Consider the following 21,476-nt stretch of genomic DNA (forward strand, 5'->3'; position numbering starts at 1 on the left):
GTCAGCCCGCCATGCGGCGTGTCAGTGCCGCCTTGATCATGGCTTCGGTACTGCCTTCCCCTTCGAGTCCCGACAGCATGCGGCTCGCCTCCGTAGGCTTGTAGCCGAGACTGACCAATGCTGCTTCCGCATCCGCCAGCAAAGACGTGGAGGACGTGGGTGCCGCAGGCTGTCCCTCCAGCGGGAGACTGTCGGGATGCTGCCAATGGGGGAAGCGGTCTCGCATCTCGATGACCAGGCGTTCAGCGGTCTTCTTGCCCACGCCAGGTAGACGTGTCAGAGCCTTCACGTCGTCCTCCATGACGCAGCGCACGAAGGCGTCCTCCTCCATGCCCGAGAGAATCGCCAATGCCAGTTTCGGCCCGATGCCGTTGACCTTGATCAGGGCCCGAAACAACGCCCGCTCCTGCTCGCGAGCAAAGGCGTACAAAAGATGAGCGTCATCGCGTACGGTCAAATGGGTGTACAACGACACCTTCTCACCACTACCGGGCAATGCGACCAGGGTCGTCATTGAGGCTTCCATTTCGTAGCCGACCCCTCCCACATCCACCACGAGCCAGGGGGGCTGAGTCTCGAGCAATGTGCCTGTGATGCGTCCAATCATGGCGCTATAACTTCCTTGAACATTCGGTGTAGGTGACCACCAGTGTAACCGAGACCGGGGCCGGAGTTCGCTGGCGCAACGCCGTAACATGCCACCGGACTACCCCTTGGCTGCGCCCACTATACGGCTACCAGATAGCCATCGCTAGCGTGACAAACACTGTTCGAAAATCAAGGTGTCTGCATAAAGAGACGCTCATCCAAGGGCACGGCTCCAACGCTATCGTCAGGGACGGTACTGCCGCCAGGATTGTCCGCGACCACGGCCGCGACGCCCGCCATAATTGCCTTCATTGACCAGTCCTCGGGACGCGTAGAGGTGCGTCAAGGCAATCGCCAATGCATCTGCAGCGTCTGCCTGAGGAGTGCCCGACAGCCCAAGGGTGGCGGTGATCATATGCTGCACCTGGGTCTTTTCTGCGCCACCGGAACCGGTCACCGCCTGCTTGATCTGTCGTGGACCATACTCGTTGACGGTAAGACCGTGGTTAGCGGCACACACAATCGCAGCCCCTCGGGCCTGTCCCAATTTCAACGCGGAGTCGGCATTTTTCGACATGAACACCTGCTCAATGGCAAAGGCGGCTGGGCGGTAGAGGCCAATCAACTCGCTGATGCCGGCGTAGACCTGGGCGAGCCGTTGCGCAAGGGCGTCGTCTTTGAGGCGAATACAGCCACTGGCCACATAGCGTGGCTGTCGCTCGCTGGCGTCAAGTACACCGTAGCCTGTCACACGTGAACCAGGGTCAATGCCCAGCACAATCATCCCTGTCTCTCCTGTGCCGCGTACTGGACACACGTGCCACGGCCGTTGTCATCGCCCGCAAGAATGGCATGGCCTTGGCCTGAATTGGTGGAAAAATCTAGCATTTATGTCCTTAGGGTCGTGGCGCTGCCATCCTTGACCAGATCAAGATAACCGCACAATGCAGACGAAAGCGTCTGAGGCTGTGCTAGCGTAATGCGCACCATTCTATCGTTCCTTCAAATGACCAGCGAATCCGACACAGGAGTCAGGTATGAAAGATGTGGCCATCGTAGGCGCGGGGCCTGTTGGCATCTGCTTGGCGCGTGCACTGGCGGGCGCTGGAATGGACGTGGCGCTAATTGAGCGCGCGCGCCAGGACCAGCTCTCCACCCCCCAACCAGATGGCCGCGAGATCGCCGTCACCCGAGCGTCTGCGGGTCTGCTGGAAACGCTAGGCGTATGGCAGCGGATTCCCCAGCAGCAGGTGTATCCACTGGCGAGCGCAAGAATTTTCAATGGTGCATCGCAGTTCTCGATGAAGGTGGATCCACACGATCCCGATCATCCCCTCGGCGTGATGGTCTCCAACCATCTGATCCGCCAGGCGGCCTACGATGAGGCAAGTCGAATCGATGGCATCGAGTGGCACTTCTCTTCCCTGAAGCAGATTGACACAGATGCTCAGTGCGCGCGGCTTCGTCTAGAGAATGGTGAGGAAGTGACAGCGCGGCTGGCGGTCGCCGCCGACAGCCGCTTTTCCGAGACTCGCCGTCAAATGGGGATCGCCGCACGCATGCGGGACAATGGACGCAGCATGATGGTGTGCCGCGTTTACCACGAACGCGCTCACGACCAGTCTGCCTGGGAGTGGTTTGATCACGGCCAGACACTGGCGCTACTACCGTTGACCTCTCATCTATCTTCCGCGGTAGTCACCCTGCCCAGCCGGCAGATGGCAGAACTGTCGTCACTTCCCTCAGAAGCGCTTTCCGCTGCCTTGACACAGCGCTACGCCAACCGACTGGGAGCGATGACCGTCGACGGTGAAGCTCACGTCTACCCCTTGGTCAGCGCTTATGCGGAACGCTTTGTCGGCACTCGCCTGGCGTTGGTCGGCGATGCGGCGGTGGGCATGCATCCTGTCACCGCCCATGGCTTCAACTTCGGGATACATAGCCAATACCGCCTGGCCCGACGGTTGATCGGCGCCTATCAGCAGGGTAAGGATATCGCCGCCCCCCATCTGCTGGTCGGCTATGAACGGGAGCATCGTCTCGCCACTTGGCCGCTGTATCAGGCGACCCAGGCCATCGTCGGGCTATATACCGATGAACGCCCCCATGCTCGCATCCTGCGACACCTTGGTTTACGAGCGGGAGAGCGACTGTCTCCTGCCCGCCATTGGCTAGCGCAGCAGCTTGCTCAGACCGCGCCCAGTCGAGCAGGGCCGATTCCACTCCCTGGGCTGCCGTCACTGCCCCTGCCACCTGCGCCCTTTCCTTCCCTGTTGTTTTCAGGGGCGCCATCTCGCCAGCAGTAAGCAGGAATGACCGCTATACAAACGCAGAACCCCCGCCATATGGCGGGGGTTCTGCGTCATTCATGCGCCAGGCGGACCTGTCGAAACAAGCCCCTGGTGCAAGCGCCCAGGTGACGGCTTGGGCGGCTTGTCTCACTCGGCGCTGTCGGCCTTGGCCTTCTGACGAAGACGAATGTTCAGCTCCTTGAGCTGATCGGCGCTGACATCGCCCGGTGCGTCCGTCATCAAGCACGCGGCACTCTGCGTCTTCGGGAAGGCAATGACTTCCCGAATGGTGCGCGCACCGGTCATCAGCATGACCAGACGGTCGAGACCGAATGCCAGGCCACCGTGGGGCGGCGCGCCATAGTGCAGGGCGTCGAGCAGGAAGCCAAACTTCTCACGGGCCTCTTCTTCACCGATCCCGAGAATCTCGAACACCACGCTCTGCATGGCCTGATCGTGAATACGAATGGAGCCGCCACCCAGCTCGGTACCGTTCAGCACCATGTCATAGGCGCGTGAAAGGGCCCCCGCCGGATTGGCCTTGAGCTCTTCCGGGCTGCAGGCTGGTGACGTGAACGGGTGGTGCAGCGGACTCAGACGCCCGTTGTCATCCGCCTCGAACATCGGGAAGTCGACGACCCACAGCGGTGCCCAGGCCTGGGTGTAGAGATTGAGATCCTCGCCCAGCTTGACCCGCAGCGCTCCCAGTGCCTCGTTGACGATGCGCGCCTTGTCGGCGCCGAAGAAGATGATGTCGCCATCTTCCGCACCGACACGGTCAAGCAGCGTCTCGATCACGTCTTCCATGAACTTGACGATCGGCGACTGCAGACCTTCGATACCCTTCGCACGCTCGTTGACCTTGATCCAGGCCAGACCGCGCGCTCCGTAGATACCGACGAACTTGGTGTATTCGTCAATTTCCTTGCGTGACAGCTTGGCACCGCCACTCACCTTGAGCGCTGCCACACGACCGTCTTCGGCGTTGGCAGGACCAGAGAAGACCTTGAAGTCGACGTCTTTCATCAGATCGTCGACATCGGTCAGCTCGAGCGGAATACGCAGATCAGGCTTGTCAGAGCCGAAGCGATGCATCGCCTCATGCCAGGTCATCCGCGGGAAGTCGCCAAGTTCGACATCCAGCACATCCTTGAACAGGCCCTGGATCATGGATTCGGTAATACCCATGATGTCGGACTCGTCGACAAAGGATGCCTCGAGGTCGATCTGAGTGAATTCAGGCTGACGATCCGCCCGCAGGTCCTCGTCGCGGAAACACTTGGCAATCTGGTAGTAACGATCGAAGCCCGCCACCATCAACAGCTGCTTGAACAGCTGTGGGGACTGCGGCAACGCAAAGAAGTTGCCAGCATGGGTACGGCTAGGCACCAGGTAGTCGCGGGCACCCTCAGGGGTGGCGCGGGTCAGTACCGGGGTCTCGATATCCAGAAAGCCTTCGCCTTCGAGGAAGGCGCGTACGCTGTGGGAGATGCGAGAACGCAGACGCAGCTTCTCGATCATCTCAGGGCGACGCAGATCGATGTAGCGGTGCTTGAGGCGAATTTCCTCACCGACCTTGCCATGCTCGTCCAGCTGGAACGGCGGCGTTGCGGCGGTGTTGAGCACCTCTACTTCTTTGGCCAGCACCTCGATCAGGCCTGTCGGCATGTTCGGGTTCTGGGTGCCTTCGGGACGCATGCGCACACGGCCCTGAATGCGCAGCACGTACTCGCTGCGGGCGCGGTCGGCATTGGCGAAGGCCTCGGCAGTGTCAGGGTCGACCACAACCTGGGCGATGCCATCACGATCGCGAAGGTCTAGGAAGATCACCCCACCGTGGTCACGGCGGCGATGCACCCAGCCGCACAGGCTGACCGTCTGGTCTACCAGGGTTTCGTTGAGCTGGCCGCAATAATGGCTGCGCATGTTGATTCCTGTCATGTTGCGTGAAGGTTGGACGGATCGAGACTCAGGCGGCGGCGCCGTCTCTGGAGGACGAGCTACCGGAGCCACTGCTGCCACTCGAGGCACCACTGTCGCCCGCCAGGTTTTTCTTGCTGCCGCCGGTCTTGAAATCGGTTTCGTACCAGCCACCGCCGGCAAGACGAAAGCCTGCGGCAGAGACCAGACGATTCAGCTCGGGGGCTTCACAGGCTGGACAATCGCTCAAGGGAGCGGCGCTCATTCGCTGCAGCTTCTCGAGACGGTGGCCACAGGCCTTGCACTGATATTCGTAGATGGGCATGGTTTGAGGTCTCCGTTCGCATCAACCCTAAAAGTAGGAACAGAGACGCCACAGCGGCACATCTTCCGCAGCTCTCTGTCCCGACATGCGATATAGGGCCGGCCAAAAGCAATTCCAAGCCCAGATCAAGGGGCCGTATTATAGCGCGCTGAACCCCATGAGGCACAGCCCTGTGCGATCAAACCGCTCAAACTCGGCCATGCTACCCCCAATGACAAGAGGAGCCGTGATGAAAGCCGTTCTACTCGATGCCGACAGCCTGGGCGACGACATTGACCTGACCCCCCTGCGCGAGCAGCTCGACAGCCTGGACGTCCACCCCACCAGCACCACCGCCGAGGCCCGCGCGCGCCTCGACGGTGCTGATGTTGCGATCGTCAACAAGGTCGTGCTGGACGCCGATACGCTGAACGCCCTGCCCTCGCTGAAGCATATCTGCGTGCTGGCAACGGGCACCAACAACATCGATATGGAGGTCGCCCGGCAACGCGGCATTCGGGTCGACAACGTCAGCGCCTATGGTACCGCCAGCGTCGCCCAGCACACCCTGATGTTGATCCTGGCGCTGGCCACTCGCCTGCCACAGTACACCAGCGATGTTGCTGAAGGACGCTGGGGTGAGAGTCCCTTCTTCTGCATGATGGGGCATCCCACGGTACAGCTCGAAGGAAAGCATCTGGTGCTGGTCGGCCAGGGTGAGCTTGGGTCTCGCGTCGCCTCTCTGGCCGAGGCGTTCGGCATGCGGGTGACGTTCAGTGCACGTCCAGGTAATGAAGCCAACGACCATCGCCCCGCCCTGGCCGAACTGTTGCCGGAGGCCGATGTGGTCAGCCTGCACTGTCCCCTGACCGAACACAGCCGCCACCTGATCAACGCCGACAACCTTGCACGCATGAAGGCCGGCGCGCTGCTGGTGAATTGCGCCCGCGGTGGTGTCATCGACGAGGAAGCCGCACTGGCGGCGCTGCGTGATGGCCGTCTGGCCGGCCTGGCCGTGGATGTCTTGCCGGTAGAGCCACCCCGCGATGGTCATGCGCTGATTGACGCGCTCAACGAGACGCCGCGGCTCAATCTACTGGTGACGCCACACAGTGCGTGGATCACCCCGGAAGCGCGACAGAACATTGTGCGGCTGACCGCCGAGAACTTGCGAAACGCCTGACGACCTTGCGTTGTGCCCTGGTGCCCTTGTCTAACCTTGATGTTACTCGAGGGCACCTCAATAAGGTGCTTGCCTATGAAGATAACGGTATAAACATGAATCTACCGTCGACTGCGCTTGCACACACCGGCCTTCACTCCGATACTTCGCGCTAACGCCGTATCACCAAGCGCAGGCACTTTTCGCACAAGCCCTAAGCCCATACCGTCATCGGACACCCTATGTTGTATAACTACGGGTCGATCAACCTCGACCATGTCTACCGCGTCTCTCATCTGGTGCGTCCTGGAGAAACCCTTGCCAGCCACGAACACCGTGTCGGTCTTGGCGGCAAGGGCGCCAATCAATCATTGGCCCTTGCCAAAGCGGGAGGCCAGGTCCAGCACTGGGGCTGCCTCAACGCACAGGATGGCTGGGCTCGCGAGCTACTGCAGGATGCTGGCGTCGACGTTGCCGGCGTCAAGCACGTGCCAGGCCCTTCCGGACACGCCATCATTCAGGTGGACGACAGCGCGGAAAATGCCATTCTGCTCTTCCCCGGCGCCAATCATCACTTCAAGGCGGAGGATATCGCCGAACTGATGCGGGCTTGCTCAGCCGGTGATTGGCTGTTGCTGCAAAATGAGTGCAGCGTACTCGCCGACAGCATCCAGCTGGCACATCAGCGCGGCGTCCAGATCGCCTTCAACCCTGCGCCGATGAGCGATGACGTCAAGCGTCTGCCGCTGCATCTGGTCGATCTGCTGTTCGTCAATCGCGGCGAAGCCGCCTGGCTCGCTGAATGTGAGGATGACGCCTCTGCCGAGGCCTTGCTGGACGCCCTGGCGCAACAGCTTCCAACAACGGCAGTGGTGTTGACTCTGGGAGCCGAAGGCGCCTGGTACCAGCACGGCGATCAGCGGCACTTTCAGCCCGCCAGCAGCGTCAAGGCCGTCGACACTACAGCAGCCGGCGACACCTTCATTGGCTACTATCTGGCCGCCATGCAGGAGCAAGCAAGCGTTGCCGAGTGCCTGGCCCTCGCTTCCACCGCAGCCGCCTTGGGTGTTCAACGCCAAGGCGCTGCCACCAGCGTTCCCGCGCGCCATGAAGTGGACAGCGCCCTTTCATCCGGTCAGCACCAGATCCGCTGAGCCATTCTTCTTCAGCGTAGGCGTGGCATCACGCCACGCCTGCCGCACAGGAGCTATCGTGAAGTATCCGATCATCTTTGATACCGATCCTGGCGTTGATGACGCCCAGGCTATCGCCATCGCCCTGCGTCATCCCGACATTGACCTGCTGGGCATGACCACCACCTTCGGCAATGTCGATATCGATACCGCCACCCACAATGCGCTGTTGCTCGGTGAGTTGGCGGGCCAGCCCGTGCCAGTGGCCCAGGGCTCGGCATGCCCAATGGTCAAGCCGCGACACCCGGCACCGAAACATATTCACGGCGACAATGGGCTTGGCAACATTCCGCTGCCACCCGTCACCGGCCAGGCGGAGTCACGCAACGCGGCTCAATTCATCGTGGATACGGTGCGTGCACGTCCAGGTGAGGTGTCACTTGTCGCCGTGGGCCCCCTGGGAAATCTGGCCGCAGCACTTCAGCTGGCGCCAGAGATTGTCAATCTGGTTCGCCAAGTGGTCGTCATGGGCGGCTCCATCCGCGAAGGGGGCAATGTCACTCCGGTGGCGGAGGCCAACATCTTCAATGACGCCCACGCCGCGCAAAAGGTACTGACGGCGGGCTGGCCGCTGACCCTGGTGGGACTCGACGTCACCCATCGCTGCATCCTAACCCCCGAGCACATGTCCCGCATTGAAGCTGCCCAGGGGAGTCTCGGTCGCGTCCTCGCCGGCAGCTATGACTTCTACCGCGCCTTCTACCGTGATGCCCTGGGCATCGACGGCTGCTGCCCTCACGACAGTGTGGCATTGGCCTGGCTGGTACGCCCGGAGCTGTTCAAGACCACCCGGGGCCACCTCACCGTGGTCACCGAGGGCGCTGCGGAGGGTCAGACCATTCTTGCCGCGGAGGGTCGCCAGTTCATCGAGCCTCGCTGGTCCGGCACTCCTCTTGCGCAGGTGTGTCTCGAGGTAGACGGCGCTGCGGTCAGCCAATGGATCGCAGATACGCTCGGCTAACCCAGCACGCCGCTGGCGTCGGCGCATCTTGCACTAGCTCGTTGCCCCGTTGATCTAGCAAGGAGCAACGCCGCATGGCGCCCAAGCAAAGGGGGCGGCCACCGACCGCTCGGTGACCGCCCCCTGTCGCTGTCGCCTTCGCGTCAGCCCGTCGTGAATGCCTCGGGCATCGACGAGAGCGTCACCTCTTGACGCGTCACTCGGGTCACCGTGGCCTGGGGCGGACCCTGCTCCAGCCACTCAGCGACCTGCTCGACCTCATGGCGAGGGCCGCACAGCAGTACCTCCACGCTGCCGTCAGGCTGATTATGCGCGTGCCCAACCAGCCCATGCGCCTGGGCCTGCTGCTGAGTCGACCAGCGAAAACTCACGCCTTGCACCTGCCCTTCTACAACAGCCTCCAGGCACATCATGTCACTCTCCATATCGTCCTCCAGCGCCTGATCGTGCTGCTGGGCGGTGGCTGCATGGCCTGTGCCGCCTACTTCATGTTCGGACATCCCATCGACGCGCTCAAGCGTGTCGACCTCTTGCTGACGCTGTTGCGCCTCCTGTTCGAATTCACGCTGCTCTTCAGCGCTCCACTGGGCCTTCACGCTTTGCTGATCCATCAACTCCTGCTTGACCAGCACGGCACTGTTGCGAGGAATAATCGGCTTGTGGCGGGCGACCAGGTGCACCTTGGTAAAGGCGGCGCCGAACAGCAGGATCAAGGAGGAGTAGTAGACCCACAGCAACACCACCACCACAGAGCCCGCTGCGCCGTAAGTCGATGCAGTGGCGTTGTAGGCAAGGTACAGCGCAATACCTGAGCGGCCTACCGAGAACAGCAATGCGGTGACCACGGCCCCGACAATGACATCACGCCAGCGCAACACCACGTCCGGCAAGACCTTGAAGATGGTGGCGAACAAGGCGGCAATGACCCCCACCGACACGGCAAACTCAATGCCCCTGGTCAGTAGACTGACATAGGGTAGAAGGTCATCAGCGGCCTTCAACGCCGCCCTCACAAAGACCCCAAGACCTACCGAAACCAACAGAATGAAGCCGATCGCGAGCACGATGGTCAACGACAGCATCCGGTTCTTCACGAAGATCCAGGCACTGTTACTGGTAGGACGGGCCGCTACTCCCCAGATGGTGTTCAGTGAAAACTGCATCTGACCGAACACGGTGGTGGCACCAACGATCAAGGCGCCAAAGCCCAGCAAGGTCGGCAACAGCCCGGACTCCTGAATCCGCGACTGGGCCACGGCCTGTTCGATGGCAGAGGCGGCGTCGGGTCCCATGGTGCCTTGCAGCTGGGCAAATATCTGTCCCTGGGCCGCCTCTTCACCGAGCACTACCCCAATCACCGTCACTGCAATGATCACCGTGGGGGCCAGGGAGAACAGCGTGTAAAACGCCAGGGACCCTGCATAGCTGAAAGCATTGCGCTCTAGCCAGAGCGCCACGGACCGCCGCAGTACTCCCCACCAGAAGGCGAAGAATGGAATGATCATAACGTTCCCTCGTCATTTTCTTTGCTGTCAGCATACCGAAGAGCGCGAGACAACGCAGAATCGATGTTCAACACCCTGTCTCATGTAGGGGTTTGCGCGACCTGCCCCACCCCACCATAATGGCGGCGTCTGCGATACAGGAGTCGTTCATGCCCCCCGTCCCGGCCAGCCCATCGTCCCAGGCCAGCTTCGACTGCCTTGTCTTTATTGGCCGCTTCCAGCCGCCGCACCTGGGCCATCTCGCTGTGATCCGGGCGGCGCTGAAGCAGGCGCGCCAGGTCATCGTCCTGGTAGGGTCTGCCTGGCAGGCGCGATCTCTACGCAACCCCTGGCGCTTCGACGAGCGCCGCCAGATGTTACGTAGCGCCTTCGACGACGAGGACAACGCCCGACTCGAAATCGTGCCGTTGCTCGACGCACTGTACAACGACGACGTCTGGGTCCACGACGTGCAGCGCAAGGTGCGTGATCTGGCGCACCCCGAAAGCGCGAGACTGCCGCGAATCGGTCTGATCGGCGCAAGCAGAGGACAGTCAAGCTACTACCTGTCGCTGTTTCCCCAGTGGGAGTCCGTCAGCGTGCCGCTGGTAGAAGCGATCTCTGCCAGCCAGATTCGTGAGCGGCTGTTCCGCTCACAGGGCTCCGCAGTGGAATATCTCTCCACTAACGCCAGCCATGACCTTCCACCCGGTGTGGTTGAGCACGTCCATGAGTTCATGGACAGCAAACCCTACCGCCAGTTGGGAGAGGAACAACAGCTACTTGATCAATATCGCGCGGCCTGGGCACAGGCGCCCTATCCGCCGATCTTTGTCACCGTATGCGCCGTAGTGGTGCAGTCGGGTCACGTGCTGTTGGCAAGGCGCACCTCGGCCCCGGGCAAGGGCTTGTATGCCCTGCCAGGGGGGTTTATCAGCGCCCAGGAGCGTTTGATGGATGCTTGTCTGCGAGAGTTGCGGGAGCGCATCCGCTTGAAAGTGCCGGAGCCGGTGCTGAAGGGATCACTGAGGGGACAACGCCTGTTCGACGAGCCCCATCGCAGCTGGCGTGGCAGGACCCTGGCCGAGGCCTTCTATTTTGCGCTGCGCCCTGACCAGAACCTTCCTCGGATCAAACCCGTCAAGGGCGGAGATCATGCTCGCTGGGTACCGTTGGCCGAACTGGAGCCGGAGAGTCTGTTCGAAGATCACTTCTTCATCATTCAGAACTTTCTTGGCCTGCCTGCCGACCGGCGCTCCTGACCACGAGCGCCATCTCACCCACCACCGAGGCCTGGCCAGCATCAGGCCTCCAGGAAGTCCCGTGGCAGCTTCATCATCTGACGCCACAGCTTCTCGACGCCCGGCTTGTGCACCAGCGAACAGCGGTACAGGCGAATCTCCAGCGGGACATCCCATTTCTCACCGCCAGCCCTGACCACGGTGCCGTTTTTCAGCTCCTGGCGCAGGCAGAAATCGGGAATCCATGCCATCCCTACCCCCTGCATCACCATAGCCTTCAAGCCCTCGGCCATCGCCGTCTCGTATACGGTGCGCAAGCGCAGCCGCAAGGGGTCATTCTTCAGCAGCATACGCACGCTGCGGCCAAGGAAGGCACCCTGGGTATAGGCCAGATAGGGCAGCGACGAATCGCCGTCAAGCGAGAAGCGTGGCTCGCCATTGGCGTCCGGCTGACACACCGGAATCATCTTGACGCTGCCGATCGAGAACGATGGGAAGACCTCCCCATCCAACTGCATGCTGGCATAGGGATCATAGTAGGCCAGCATCAAGTCGCAATTGCCTTCGCGCAGCACGTGAATGGCCTCCCCCACGTTCATCGCGACCAGTCGGGTGGGCAGCTCACCCAACCCCTTCTGCAGCCGGGAAATCCACTGAGGAAAGAAGCTGAGGGCCAGAGAGTGCGCGGCCACCACATCAAGCGCCTCATTGGCCATGGCCAGGCCACGCAGGTGGCCCAACGACTCATTGAGCTGCTCGACGATATTGCGCGCCGTGACCAGAAACAGCTGCCCCTGGGGGGTCAGGTCGATCGGCGTGGTAGAGCGGTCTACCAGTGTGACCCCTACCGCCTGCTCAAGAGAGCGAATCCTGCGACTGAAAGCGGGCTGCGTGACGTGGCGTTGACGTGCTGAGGCCGAGAAGCTCCGAGTGTTGGACAGGGCAACGAAGTCCTCGAGCCATTTCGTTTCTAGATTCACCGGTACTCCTTGAACTGTTGCCCCGTCCAACGTCGCCCTCTTCGACTAACGCTCTCGAGAGGGCAAATGGCTGTGATGGATGCCAAAGCGGCTCAATGTACCCGAAACCAGGCCCATGCCCAAGCATCGTCCCAGACTTTGTGTCGGGACCGCCGCACTTTCACCGTTGCCGTACCTTGAAGCCGTACCTTGCAGCCATGCCTTGAAGCCATGCCTTGCTGCAACAAAACCGGCCCCTACTGCACCGGCGCCAACAGATACGCGGCGCGGGACACCAGCTTGCGCCACAGAGGGCGTGCACGCATCTCCTCGAGCGTCACCTCACGGCAATTGGCGAAGTCCTGTTGCAGCATGGCTTCCACTTCACTGGCGAACCCGCGGTGAGGGACCAGTGCGGTGATCTCGAAGTTCAGCCTGAAGGATCGATTATCGAGATTCACGGTGCCCACACTGGCGGCTTCGTCATCGATCAACATCACTTTCTGATGCAAAAAGCCGGGTTGATAGCGGAACACTCGAATACCGGCCTTGATCATGTCCGGCAGAAAGGCAAAGGCCGACAGGAACACCAGCAGATGATCCGGACGCTCCGGCATCATGATACGTACATCGACGCCGCGCATGGCCGCCAGACGTAGCGCCCCCTGCACCCCCTCGTCCGGCACGAAATAGGGGCTGGTCACCCACAGCCGATGTTGCGCGCTGTGAATCTGATGCTGCACCATGAGGCTGGCCGTCTCCTGGGGATCGGCGGGACCAGAGGGCACGATCACCACCTGACGGTCACTGTCGTCAGTGGCGTCGTGATGATCGACAGCCGGCGCCCACGACAGGCTGAGCATGGTCCCCGTGGCCCAGTGCCAATCTTCCCAAAAGGCCTCCTGAAGACCCAGCACGCTGGGGCCGGTCAACTTGAGGTGGGTATCTCGCCAGGCTCCGTGTCGCGGATTTTCTCCGAGGTACTCGACGCCGACATTGAGCCCTCCGAGCCAGCCCTCGCGGCCGTCCACCACCAGAATCTTGCGGTGATTGCGGAAATTCAGCTGGAAGCGGTGACGCCAGCCTCGCGATGAATGGAAGGCGCTGACGTTGATCCCAGCGTCGCGCAAGTCCCGCAGGTAACCCTCGCTTAATTGGCGACTACCGATCTCGTCATACAGGAAGTAGACCCGTACCTGACGCTCGGCGGCACGCATCAGGTGCTGCTGCAGGCGTCGCCCCAGGGCATCATCTCGCACAATGAAAAACTGGATGAGGATGTAGGAGCGAGCGGCATCGATACCCGCGAACAGGCTATCGAAGGTTTGCTCACCATCTATCAGTAGTTCGGTGCGGTTGCCGCTGGTCAACGGCATCATGGCCAGCTTCTCGACCGCCTTGACATCGGCATGGCTTGAACTGACCAGATAGGAGTCGAACCGATCTCGGTAGCGCAGCAGCACGCGTCTCAGCAAGGTGTCGCGCTGCCCACGAGCGGATACGTAGCCGTAGAAGCGTGGACGCCCAAATACCCAGTAGGCGGGCAAGGCCAGATAGGGCATCGTCAGCAGCGAGATGATCCAGGCAATCGCGCCCTGGGAGGTACGGCTCGACATCAGCGCCATGACAGCGGAAATGGCGCCGCCGACATGTATCAAAAAGATGGCCACACCAATCAACCATGAGGTCATCGCGGGTCTCCGTCCATGTGACAAGGCACCGTATTGCATCCTCGTGCCGGCACCAGCATACCGGTAACGACGACGGCCCCGCCAGGTGGCGGAGCCGTCGTATCTCGTCAGCGCATGAGCCGCGCATCGCCAGAGGCGACGTTGGGATCACGCCACTGCCTCCCCGGCCGTCGTAGCGGCAGGGTCACACCGCTTCGGCGATGATTTCCTTCCACTTGGCCGGGCCGGTCTGATGCACCGACGTGCCCTGGCTGTCCACGGCCACGGTCACTGGCATGTCTTCCACTTCAAACTCGTAGATGGCTTCCATGCCAAGGTCTTCAAAGCCCACCACGCGGGATGCCTTGATCGCCTGGGACACCAGGTAAGCGGCGCCGCCAACGGCCATCAGGTACACCGCCTGATTATCGCGAATGGCATCGATCGCAAGCTGTCCCCGCTCGGCCTTGCCGACCATGCCCAGCAGGCCAGTCTGCTCAAGCATGGTGCGGGTGAACTTGTCCATGCGGGTCGCGGTTGTCGGTCCTGCAGGTCCGACGACCTCATCACCCACCGGATCCACCGGCCCGACGTAGTAGATGAAGCGCCCCTTCAGATCCACGGGCAGGCTTTCGCCCTTGGCCAGCATATCGACCATGCGCTTGTGAGCCGCATCGCGCCCGGTCAACAGCTTGCCGTTCAGCAGCAACGTATCACCCGGCTGCCAGCTCTGGACGTCCTCGGCGGTCACCTCATCGAGATTCACGCGCTTGACGTTGGCACCCGCCTCGCGCGTGATCTCGGGCCAGTCCTCAAGCTTGGGCGCCTTCAGCGCAGCAGGCCCGGAACCATCCAGGGTGAAATGGGCATGACGAGTGGCGGCGCAGTTGGGGATGATCGCCACCGGCTTGTTGGCTGCGTGGGTCGGATAATCCTTGACCTTGATGTCCAGCACCGTGGTCAGTCCACCCAGACCTTGGGCGCCGATACCACTCTTGTTGACCTTGTCGAACAACTCCAGACGCAGCTCCTCGGCGCGGCTGGATGCTCCGCGGGCCTGAAGATCCTGAATATCGATCGGATCCAGCAGCGCTTCCTTGGCAAGCTCCATGGCCTTTTCAGCGGTCCCGCCGATACCAATACCCAGCATGCCCGGCGGGCACCAGCCAGCCCCCATCTTGGGCAACTGCTCCATTACCCAGTCCACCACGGAATCGGACGGGTTGAGCATGGCGAACTTGGACTTGGCCTCGCTGCCGCCGCCCTTGGCCGCGACGTGGACTTCTACCTTGTCACCCGGCACCAGCTTGTGGTGGATGACCGCGGGGGTGTTGTCCTTGGTGTTCTGGCGCTTGCCATCAGGATCAGCCAGAACCGAGGCGCGCAGCACGTTGTCAGGAAAGTTGTAGGCACGACGCACGCCCTCGTTGATCATGTCGTCGAGGCTCATGTCCGCTTCGAAGCGTACATTCATGCCGACGTGGACGAACACGGTCACGATCCCGGTGTCCTGGCAGATCGGGCGGTGCCCCGTGGCACACATGCGCGAGTTGATCAGGATCTGGGCGATGGCATCCTTCGCTGCCGGGTTCTCCTCACGCTCGTAGGCGGCCGCCATGGCGTCGATGAAGTCCTTCGGGTGATAGTAGGAGATGTACTGGAGGGCATCGGCGACACTCGTGATGAGGTCGTCCTGGCGAATCACGGTCATGGCAGACTCCTTGGCTGGGTCGGTACGCCCGCTCTCTTGGCCACGCGGAGGCAGCACGGCAGGCTTGCGAGGGGCGCTAGTGTAGCGCAATGCGCTGCGCTAGGCAGCCACTCCCCGACCCAGACAGGCGTGAAAGACGGTTCAGCGCTGGCAGCGCGGGCAGTGATACAGCCGACGCGAGGCCATGCTGATGCGTTCTATCTCGCCGCCGCAGGCGTGGCATGGCTTGCCATCCCGCTCGAACACTGCAAACCGCCACCCCCGCCGTGTGGCTCCCTGCTGCCGGGCCAGGGACACCCACTCAGCGCGGTTGGTGACCCCGGCCTGCCGGTAGGCTTGCTGCGTGATGTCAAGGATCGTGCGCGCCAGTCGCTGGCGCTCTTGAGTCGACAGATCCCGGGGGCGCCGCCCTGGAGCGACGCCGGCGAAGAACAGGATCTCTGAGCGAAGATAGTTGCCGATACCGGCCAGCAGCCCCTGGTCAAGCAGACTGTTTCCCAGCGCCCGACCGCGCCACTGCGGGGCGTCGAGACGCTCTTCGATATCCTCAGGAGTGACCTGGTGGGTCAGCAGATCTGGCCCCAATCGGCCAAGAAACGGGTGATCGGCTAGTGCATCGTGCTGCCACAGGGAGACATCAGATGCACTATAGAGACTGGCGGCGTGCTGCCCTGCTGCCAGCGATACCCGCAGCGAACGCCGCGTGGACGGGGGACGATCACGCCGGTGCAGCTTCCACACACCGTACAATTGGTTGTGTGAATACAGCGTTCGTTGATCGTCAAAGTGAATCAGCAGCGCCTTGCCCCAGCAGTCCACCGATGACACCTTGCGCCCTATCAGCGACGACGCCTGGGCCTTTAGTTCGGCGAAGGAAAACCATACATGATCGAGCCGGCGACCTTGCAACTGCTGTCCCAACCGGTCGGCGACGCGTCGAATCTCGGGACCTTCTGGCATTCTGCCTCCTGTCGGATACCGGGGGCGGCAACCATTGGCCATCAGGCGTACCGTGAGGGGCGCTACCTGCCAACGGCAGGCGACAGCGTCGCCTCATCCCTCGCCATCATGCCGGCCCCGCAGGCTGCGACCTACATCGCCCCCAGGGCAAGCTGACGCTCGCGCAACTCGTGCAAGCGATCGCGCAAACGCGCAGCCTCCTCGAATTCGAGGTTGGCGGCGGCCTCGCTCATGGCGTCCTCGACCCGCGTCATTTCCTTGCGCAATTCATCCCCCGACAGGCTGGATACGTCGTAGGTGGCTTCCGGCTCGGCCACCTTGCGATCCTTGCCCCGCCCCTTGCTCTTGCGGCTACCGGGAGCCTGGGCAGCCTCCAGAATATCGGCCACGGAGCGCGTGACCGTCTGGGGCGTGATGCCGTGCTCCTCGTTGTGGGCCATCTGCTTGGCGCGACGACGCTCGGTCTCGTCGATGGTCTTGCGCATCGAGTCAGTGATGCGATCGCCATAGAGGATGGCCTTGCCGTTGGCGTTACGCGCGGCTCGCCCGACCGTCTGAATCAGCGAACGCTCGGCACGCAGGAAGCCTTCCTTGTCCGCATCCAGAATGGCAACCAGAGACACCTCTGGTATGTCGAGGCCTTCTCGCAGCAGGTTGATGCCCACCAGCACATCGAACTTGCCCAGTCGCAGATCACGAATGATCTCGACCCGTTCGACCGTATCGATGTCGGAATGCAGGTAGCGAACCTTGACGTCATGTTCGTCCAGATACTCCGTCAGATCTTCTGCCATGCGCTTGGTCAGGGTCGTGACCAGCACCCTTTCACCGACGCCGGTACGCAACCGAATTTCGGACAGCAGATCATCCACCTGGGTCGACGCCGGCCTGACCTCGATCTTCGGATCCAGCAGTCCAGTGGGTCGCACCACCTGCTCGACGACCTGTCCGGCGTGTTCGGCCTCGTAAGGGCCGGGCGTCGCGGACACGAAGATCGTCTGAGGGCAGATCCGCTCCCACTCCTCGAAGGTCATGGGACGGTTGTCCAACGCCGAGGGCAGGCGGAAGCCATACTCCACCAGGGTTTCCTTGCGCGAGCGGTCACCCCGATACATGCCTCCTACCTGGGGCACGCTCACGTGGGACTCATCGATGAACAGCAGTGCATCGGACGGCAGATAGTCGAAGAAGGTGGGCGGCGGCTCACCGGGATTCCTTCCAGACAGGTAGCGGGAATAGTTCTCGATGCCGTTGCAGTAGCCCAACTCAAGCATCATCTCGATATCGTAGAGCGTGCGCTGCTCCAGGCGCTGAGCCTCGACCAGTCGATCTTCCTTACGCAGGAAGGCCAGACGCTCCACCAGCTCTTCCTTGATCCGGTCCACCGCCGCCAGGATGGTTTCCCTGGGGGTCACGTAGTGGCTCTTGGGATAGATGGTCATGCGCGGGACCTTGCCACGCACTTCGCCGGTCAACGGATCAAACAGGCTGATCGAGTCGATCTCGTCATCGAACAGCTCGACGCGGACCGCCTCGTCTTCGGCATCCGCCGGGAAGATATCGATGACATCGCCTCTCACCCGGTAGGTACCGCGCTTGAAGTCCATATCGTTACGGGTGTACTGCAGTTCCGCCAGACGCCGCAGGAACCCCCGCTGGTCGATCAACTCGCCACGAGTGAAGTGCAGGCGCATCTTCAGGTACTGATCCGGGTCCCCAAGGCCATAAATCGCCGAGACCGAGACGACGATCAACGCATCACGGCGCTCCAGCAGTGCCTTGGTGGCGGACAAACGCATCTGCTCGATATGATCGTTGATCGAGGCGTCCTTCTCGATGAAGGTGTCCGACGATGGCACGTAGGCTTCAGGCTGATAATAGTCGTAGTAGGAGACGAAATACTCGACCGCGTTATCGGGGAAAAACGCCTTGAACTCGCCGTAAAGCTGGGCGGCCAACGTCTTGTTGGGTGCCATGACGATCGTCGGCCGCTGGAGCCGCTCGACGATATTGGCCATGGTGAAGGTCTTGCCTGAGCCGGTAACCCCCAGCAGGGTCTGGTGGGCCAGGCCTGCATCGAGACCACCGACCAAACCGGAGATGGCGTTGGGCTGGTCGCCGGCGGGCTTGAACTTGGATGAAAGACGGAACGACTTGCTCATCGTGACTCCTGCAGAGGGATATTCAACAGGTCGGGGCGAAGCGACCATCCTTCAAGCCCCACCGCCATCGCCACGTCTCCGACACTAGCTACACACCATCGCTGCCACGACCAACGTGCCATAAAGCGGTGCAACGAAAGCCAGGGTGCGGCGGAAGCCAGGCAATAGCGGCGCCCTGACGCGCTCACTCTGCCAGGGTGCGCGTGGTGATCTCGACCGTGGAGCTGGTCATCAGCCGATGAATGGGACACTTGTGGCTGATCTCTTCCAGCCGTGCCTGCATCTGAGCGTCGGCAACTCCGTGAAACGTCATCGCCACATCGAGCCGGTAGATCCCCTTGCGTTCATCGCGCTCATCGCGGGTGACCACCACGCTGACCCCCTCCAGGGGCCATTCCTTGCGGCGAGCGTACATCTGGGCGGTGATGGCCTTGCAAGCGCCTAACGACAGGTCGAAGTAGTCGTGTGGGTCCGGTGCCAGGCCGTCTCCGCCATAGGGCACCGGCACGTCGACCAGAATGTCGTCGAAGCTCTCGATGGAAACGCGCTGCCTCAGCTTGCCGTCTTTCTCGGTGGTGACATGGATGGTCATCACTTCACCTCGATGCCGAGCTTGAGGCGCTTGATCGCCTCAATCAGTGCCTCTCGACGCGCTCTCCCCTCCACCTCGGCCCCGTGCCGACCGACTTCTACGCTGTCGACACCATCGAGCATCATCAGCGCGGTGGTGATCTGGTTGACCTGCTCGGCGCTATCCACGCCCTTAAACTCAAGAGAATATTGAGCCATCGAATATCACTTCCTGAACGCTGTGGACGAACCCGAAAGCTTAGCATGGGCAGCCATGACTGACAGCGGCGCAATCCTCCGGCCTCGACCGTTCGAGTACAGGAAGGGACAAGACGGCGTCCCGACAGGCGGCGGTCGCGTGCTTGCAAAACGCTGGGTCCGCCCTCACATTGCACGCATGCGCATAACATGCATGATGCTCACATGCTGCACCCACTTCTTACCGCCGGACAGGACGGTCTCATGACGGATTGGATCACCGCGCTAGGCGGTCATATCAGCGGCCCGGATCAGGTCGAGTTTACGACCCCCGACGCGCCTCGACAGGCCCTCGACGGCACCGTGGTCACACCGCTGGTGCACCTGGGTGCTCTGGATATCACCGGCGCCGATGCCAGCGCTTTTCTGCAAGGGCAGACCAGTGCCCAGGTCCAGCATGCCAACGGTGACTTCGCGCCATTGACCTGCTTCTGCACGCCCAAGGGACGCATGCTCGCCAATGGCCAGCTCATGCAGGTGGCGCCGGACCACTATCGCCTGCTGATGCATCGCAGCCTGATCGCCCCAATGGCCAACCATCTTGGCAAGTTTGCTGCCTTCTACAAGGTATCCCTCGAGCAACGGGATGATCTGGCCATGATCGGCCTGATCGGGCAGGAGGCCGCCGCGCTGGCAGAGGTCGACTGTGACCTTAAAGCGCCAGCCGTATGGCATCAGGCCACCCAGGACACCTTGATGGTACTGGCGCACCCGGGCCAACGGGATCGCTACGTCATCATGCTCCAGGAGCAAGATGCCAGGTCCCTGCTCGAGCGCTTGGCGCAGCAATGCAGCATTGTCGGCAATGACGTCTGGCGACTGTCGGATATTCAGGCGGGGCTGCATTTCATTGACGCCAACCAGCAGGACAGCTTCTTGCCCCAGATGCTCAACTGGGAGGGGCTGGCCGGCATCAGCTTCAAGAAAGGCTGCTACACCGGACAGGAGGTCGTCGCCCGAGCGCACTTCCGTGGCCAGGTAAAGAAGCGTCTCTACCGGGCCCAGCTTGCAGGCACTCAATTACCGGCCGCAGGCTCCGACGTGCTGGATTCAGAAGGAAAGCGCCAGGGTGAGGTCGTCGCAAGCGCCCTGGACGCCTACGCACAGGTAGAGGTGTTGGCCGTCCTCAACACCAAGGCGGAGGAGATGGCGCTTGAGGCCGAGGGCCAGAAGTGCAAGTTGCTGCATTTGCCCTATGCGGTGGAACGGCTTGATCCAGAGACGCTGGTCTAGGTCTCAGAACGATACAGCGAGGCTGCCATCATCCGGGTGGCAGCCGAAACACCCTGCGGGCGTTAGCGCTGCTGCAGTCTGCCACCCGCTCGATGGTCTGCCGTCGCAGCTCGGCTACGCAGTCGCATACCTGGGCCACCCTGGCAGGCTCGTTGCGCTGCCCCTGATGGCCGCATAGCGGCATGTCTGGACTGTCGCTCTCCAGCAGGAAACCGTCATCAGGTAGCGAGACGACGGCCCGCCTCAGCCTCGCCGCGCGCGGATAGGTCACCGCTCCCCCCAGGCCCAGCACGAAACCCAGGTCCAGGAACCGGCTCGCCTGCTGCGCGGACCCGGAAAAGGCATGAATGACGCCACCGGCCGGCAGCGCCAGCTGACGCAGTCGCTTGGCCACCTCGTCATTGGCCCGCACGCAATGCACCACCACCGGCAAGTCGCGTTCCTTGGCCAGCGCCAGCTGGGCATCGAACAGTCGCCACTGCTGCTCGAGAGTATCGCCAAAGCGGGCATCGATACCGCATTCACCCACGGCGACACACTCGGGATGCTGATCCAGGGCCCGTGCCAGCGCCGCCAGATCGTCGTCACCACCACTCAGGTGATGATGGGCAAGAAACACCGGGTGTAACCCCAGGCAGACATGCACACGATCGTGATGGCTCTGCTGCAGGGTTGCCTGCCATCCTTGGCGATGGGTGCCCGCCACCACCAGTTGATCGACGCCGGCGTGACGCGCCCTGGCCAGGACAGCGTCACGATCGGGATCAAATGCCGCGTTGTCCAGATGACAATGGGCGTCGATCAACATG

At 61.8% G+C, this 21,476-nt stretch carries 19 protein-coding genes and 1 pseudogene; 6 read left to right on the top strand and 14 right to left on the bottom strand.

From position 1 onward, the window contains the following. Window position 1 precedes the first annotated feature (1 nt). Both ruvA and ruvC read right to left on the bottom strand, forming a co-directional pair. Window positions 2-607, bottom strand: a complete 606-nt coding sequence (ruvA, locus tag KUW18_RS15035) for a Holliday junction branch migration protein RuvA (RefSeq protein ID WP_206938656.1) — start codon at window positions 605-607, stop codon at window positions 2-4. 225 nt (window positions 608-832) lie between these two features. Continuing rightward, window positions 833-1,372: a crossover junction endodeoxyribonuclease RuvC gene (gene ruvC, locus KUW18_RS15040; RefSeq protein ID WP_222561759.1), complete on the bottom strand. Its 540-nt coding sequence runs from the start codon at window positions 1,370-1,372 to the stop codon at window positions 833-835. A 253-nt stretch (window positions 1,373-1,625) separates the two neighbouring features. Between ruvC and ubiM the strand changes: the two genes are divergently transcribed. Next, entirely contained in the window at window positions 1,626-2,894 is a 1,269-nt protein-coding gene (gene ubiM, locus KUW18_RS15045; RefSeq protein WP_222561760.1) for a 5-demethoxyubiquinol-8 5-hydroxylase UbiM, read from the top strand. 132 nt (window positions 2,895-3,026) lie between these two features. On the opposite strand, the gene aspS is transcribed toward ubiM, so the two are convergent. Next, a complete protein-coding gene (gene aspS, locus KUW18_RS15050) occupies window positions 3,027-4,805 on the bottom strand; it encodes an aspartate--tRNA ligase (RefSeq protein ID WP_206938644.1) in 1,779 nt (592 codons plus the stop codon). A 43-nt stretch (window positions 4,806-4,848) separates the two neighbouring features. After that, complete coding sequence (locus KUW18_RS15055; RefSeq protein WP_206938642.1) at window positions 4,849-5,124, bottom strand: FmdB family zinc ribbon protein; 276 nt, start codon at window positions 5,122-5,124, stop codon at window positions 4,849-4,851. Between the two features lie 229 nt (window positions 5,125-5,353). Here KUW18_RS15055 and KUW18_RS15060 point away from each other — a divergent pair, with 229 nt between their 5' ends. The 3 genes from KUW18_RS15060 (at window position 5,354) to KUW18_RS15070 (ending at window position 8,419) form a co-directional block, all read left to right on the top strand. Then, entirely contained in the window at window positions 5,354-6,286 is a 933-nt protein-coding gene (locus KUW18_RS15060; RefSeq protein ID WP_206938641.1) for a D-2-hydroxyacid dehydrogenase, read from the top strand. 221 nt (window positions 6,287-6,507) lie between these two features. Continuing rightward, entirely contained in the window at window positions 6,508-7,419 is a 912-nt protein-coding gene (locus KUW18_RS15065; protein WP_222561761.1) for a ribokinase, read from the top strand. Window positions 7,420-7,477: 58 nt separating this feature from the next. Further along, window positions 7,478-8,419 carry a nucleoside hydrolase gene (locus KUW18_RS15070; protein ID WP_222561762.1) on the top strand — a complete coding sequence of 314 codons (942 nt, stop codon included), beginning with the start codon at window positions 7,478-7,480 and terminating at the stop codon, window positions 8,417-8,419. A gap of 143 nt (window positions 8,420-8,562) precedes the next feature. On the opposite strand, the gene yccX is transcribed toward KUW18_RS15070, so the two are convergent. Continuing rightward, entirely contained in the window at window positions 8,563-9,030 is a 468-nt protein-coding gene (yccX, locus tag KUW18_RS19920) for an acylphosphatase (RefSeq protein ID WP_308126698.1), read from the bottom strand. After that, a pseudogene (locus KUW18_RS15080) lies at window positions 9,028-9,924 on the bottom strand (YihY/virulence factor BrkB family protein); the annotation flags it as partial. The gene yccX and the pseudogene KUW18_RS15080, both read right to left, overlap by 3 nt. A gap of 149 nt (window positions 9,925-10,073) precedes the next feature. Here KUW18_RS15080 and KUW18_RS15085 point away from each other — a divergent pair. Next, window positions 10,074-11,165: a bifunctional nicotinamide-nucleotide adenylyltransferase/Nudix hydroxylase gene (locus KUW18_RS15085; RefSeq protein ID WP_206938629.1), complete on the top strand. Its 1,092-nt coding sequence runs from the start codon at window positions 10,074-10,076 to the stop codon at window positions 11,163-11,165. A 41-nt stretch (window positions 11,166-11,206) separates the two neighbouring features. Here KUW18_RS15085 and KUW18_RS15090 read toward each other — a convergent pair whose 3' ends face one another. The 7 genes from KUW18_RS15090 to KUW18_RS15120 form a co-directional block, all read right to left on the bottom strand. Then, a complete protein-coding gene (locus KUW18_RS15090) occupies window positions 11,207-12,124 on the bottom strand; it encodes a LysR substrate-binding domain-containing protein (RefSeq protein ID WP_222561763.1) in 918 nt (305 codons plus the stop codon). A 236-nt stretch (window positions 12,125-12,360) separates the two neighbouring features. Further along, window positions 12,361-13,794 carry a cardiolipin synthase gene (gene cls / locus KUW18_RS15095; RefSeq protein ID WP_222561764.1) on the bottom strand — a complete coding sequence of 478 codons (1,434 nt, stop codon included), beginning with the start codon at window positions 13,792-13,794 and terminating at the stop codon, window positions 12,361-12,363. A gap of 184 nt (window positions 13,795-13,978) precedes the next feature. Next, window positions 13,979-15,484 (bottom strand): fumarate hydratase, encoded by a 1,506-nt coding sequence (locus tag KUW18_RS15100; protein ID WP_206938623.1) that lies wholly within the window; start codon window positions 15,482-15,484, stop codon window positions 13,979-13,981. A gap of 141 nt (window positions 15,485-15,625) precedes the next feature. Further along, window positions 15,626-16,444, bottom strand: a complete 819-nt coding sequence (gene nei, locus KUW18_RS15105) for an endonuclease VIII (protein ID WP_222561765.1) — start codon at window positions 16,442-16,444, stop codon at window positions 15,626-15,628. Window positions 16,445-16,575: 131 nt separating this feature from the next. Beyond that, window positions 16,576-18,606, bottom strand: coding sequence for an excinuclease ABC subunit UvrB (gene uvrB / locus KUW18_RS15110; protein WP_222561766.1), 2,031 nt, complete (start codon window positions 18,604-18,606; stop codon window positions 16,576-16,578). 184 nt (window positions 18,607-18,790) lie between these two features. Beyond that, the gene (locus KUW18_RS15115; protein WP_222163843.1) at window positions 18,791-19,198 is read right to left on the bottom strand and encodes an OsmC family protein; all 408 of its coding nucleotides are present in this window, start codon (window positions 19,196-19,198) and stop codon (window positions 18,791-18,793) included. Then, window positions 19,198-19,395: a hypothetical protein gene (locus tag KUW18_RS15120; protein ID WP_206938615.1), complete on the bottom strand. Its 198-nt coding sequence runs from the start codon at window positions 19,393-19,395 to the stop codon at window positions 19,198-19,200. Before KUW18_RS15120 ends, KUW18_RS15115 begins: the two co-directional genes overlap by 1 nt. Window positions 19,396-19,638: 243 nt before the next feature. On the opposite strand from KUW18_RS15120, the gene KUW18_RS15125 reads away from it, so the two are divergent. Further along, window positions 19,639-20,667 (top strand): YgfZ/GcvT domain-containing protein, encoded by a 1,029-nt coding sequence (locus KUW18_RS15125; protein ID WP_222561767.1) that lies wholly within the window; start codon window positions 19,639-19,641, stop codon window positions 20,665-20,667. Between the two features lie 28 nt (window positions 20,668-20,695). On the opposite strand, the gene KUW18_RS15130 is transcribed toward KUW18_RS15125, so the two are convergent. Next, a complete protein-coding gene (locus KUW18_RS15130; RefSeq protein ID WP_222163845.1) occupies window positions 20,696-21,475 on the bottom strand; it encodes a TatD family hydrolase in 780 nt (259 codons plus the stop codon). Window position 21,476: the final 1 nt, after the last annotated feature.

It is taken from the genome of Halomonas sp. DP5Y7-2 (assembly GCF_019802025.1).
GTDB classification, from domain to species: domain Bacteria; phylum Pseudomonadota; class Gammaproteobacteria; order Pseudomonadales; family Halomonadaceae; genus Halomonas; species Halomonas litopenaei_A.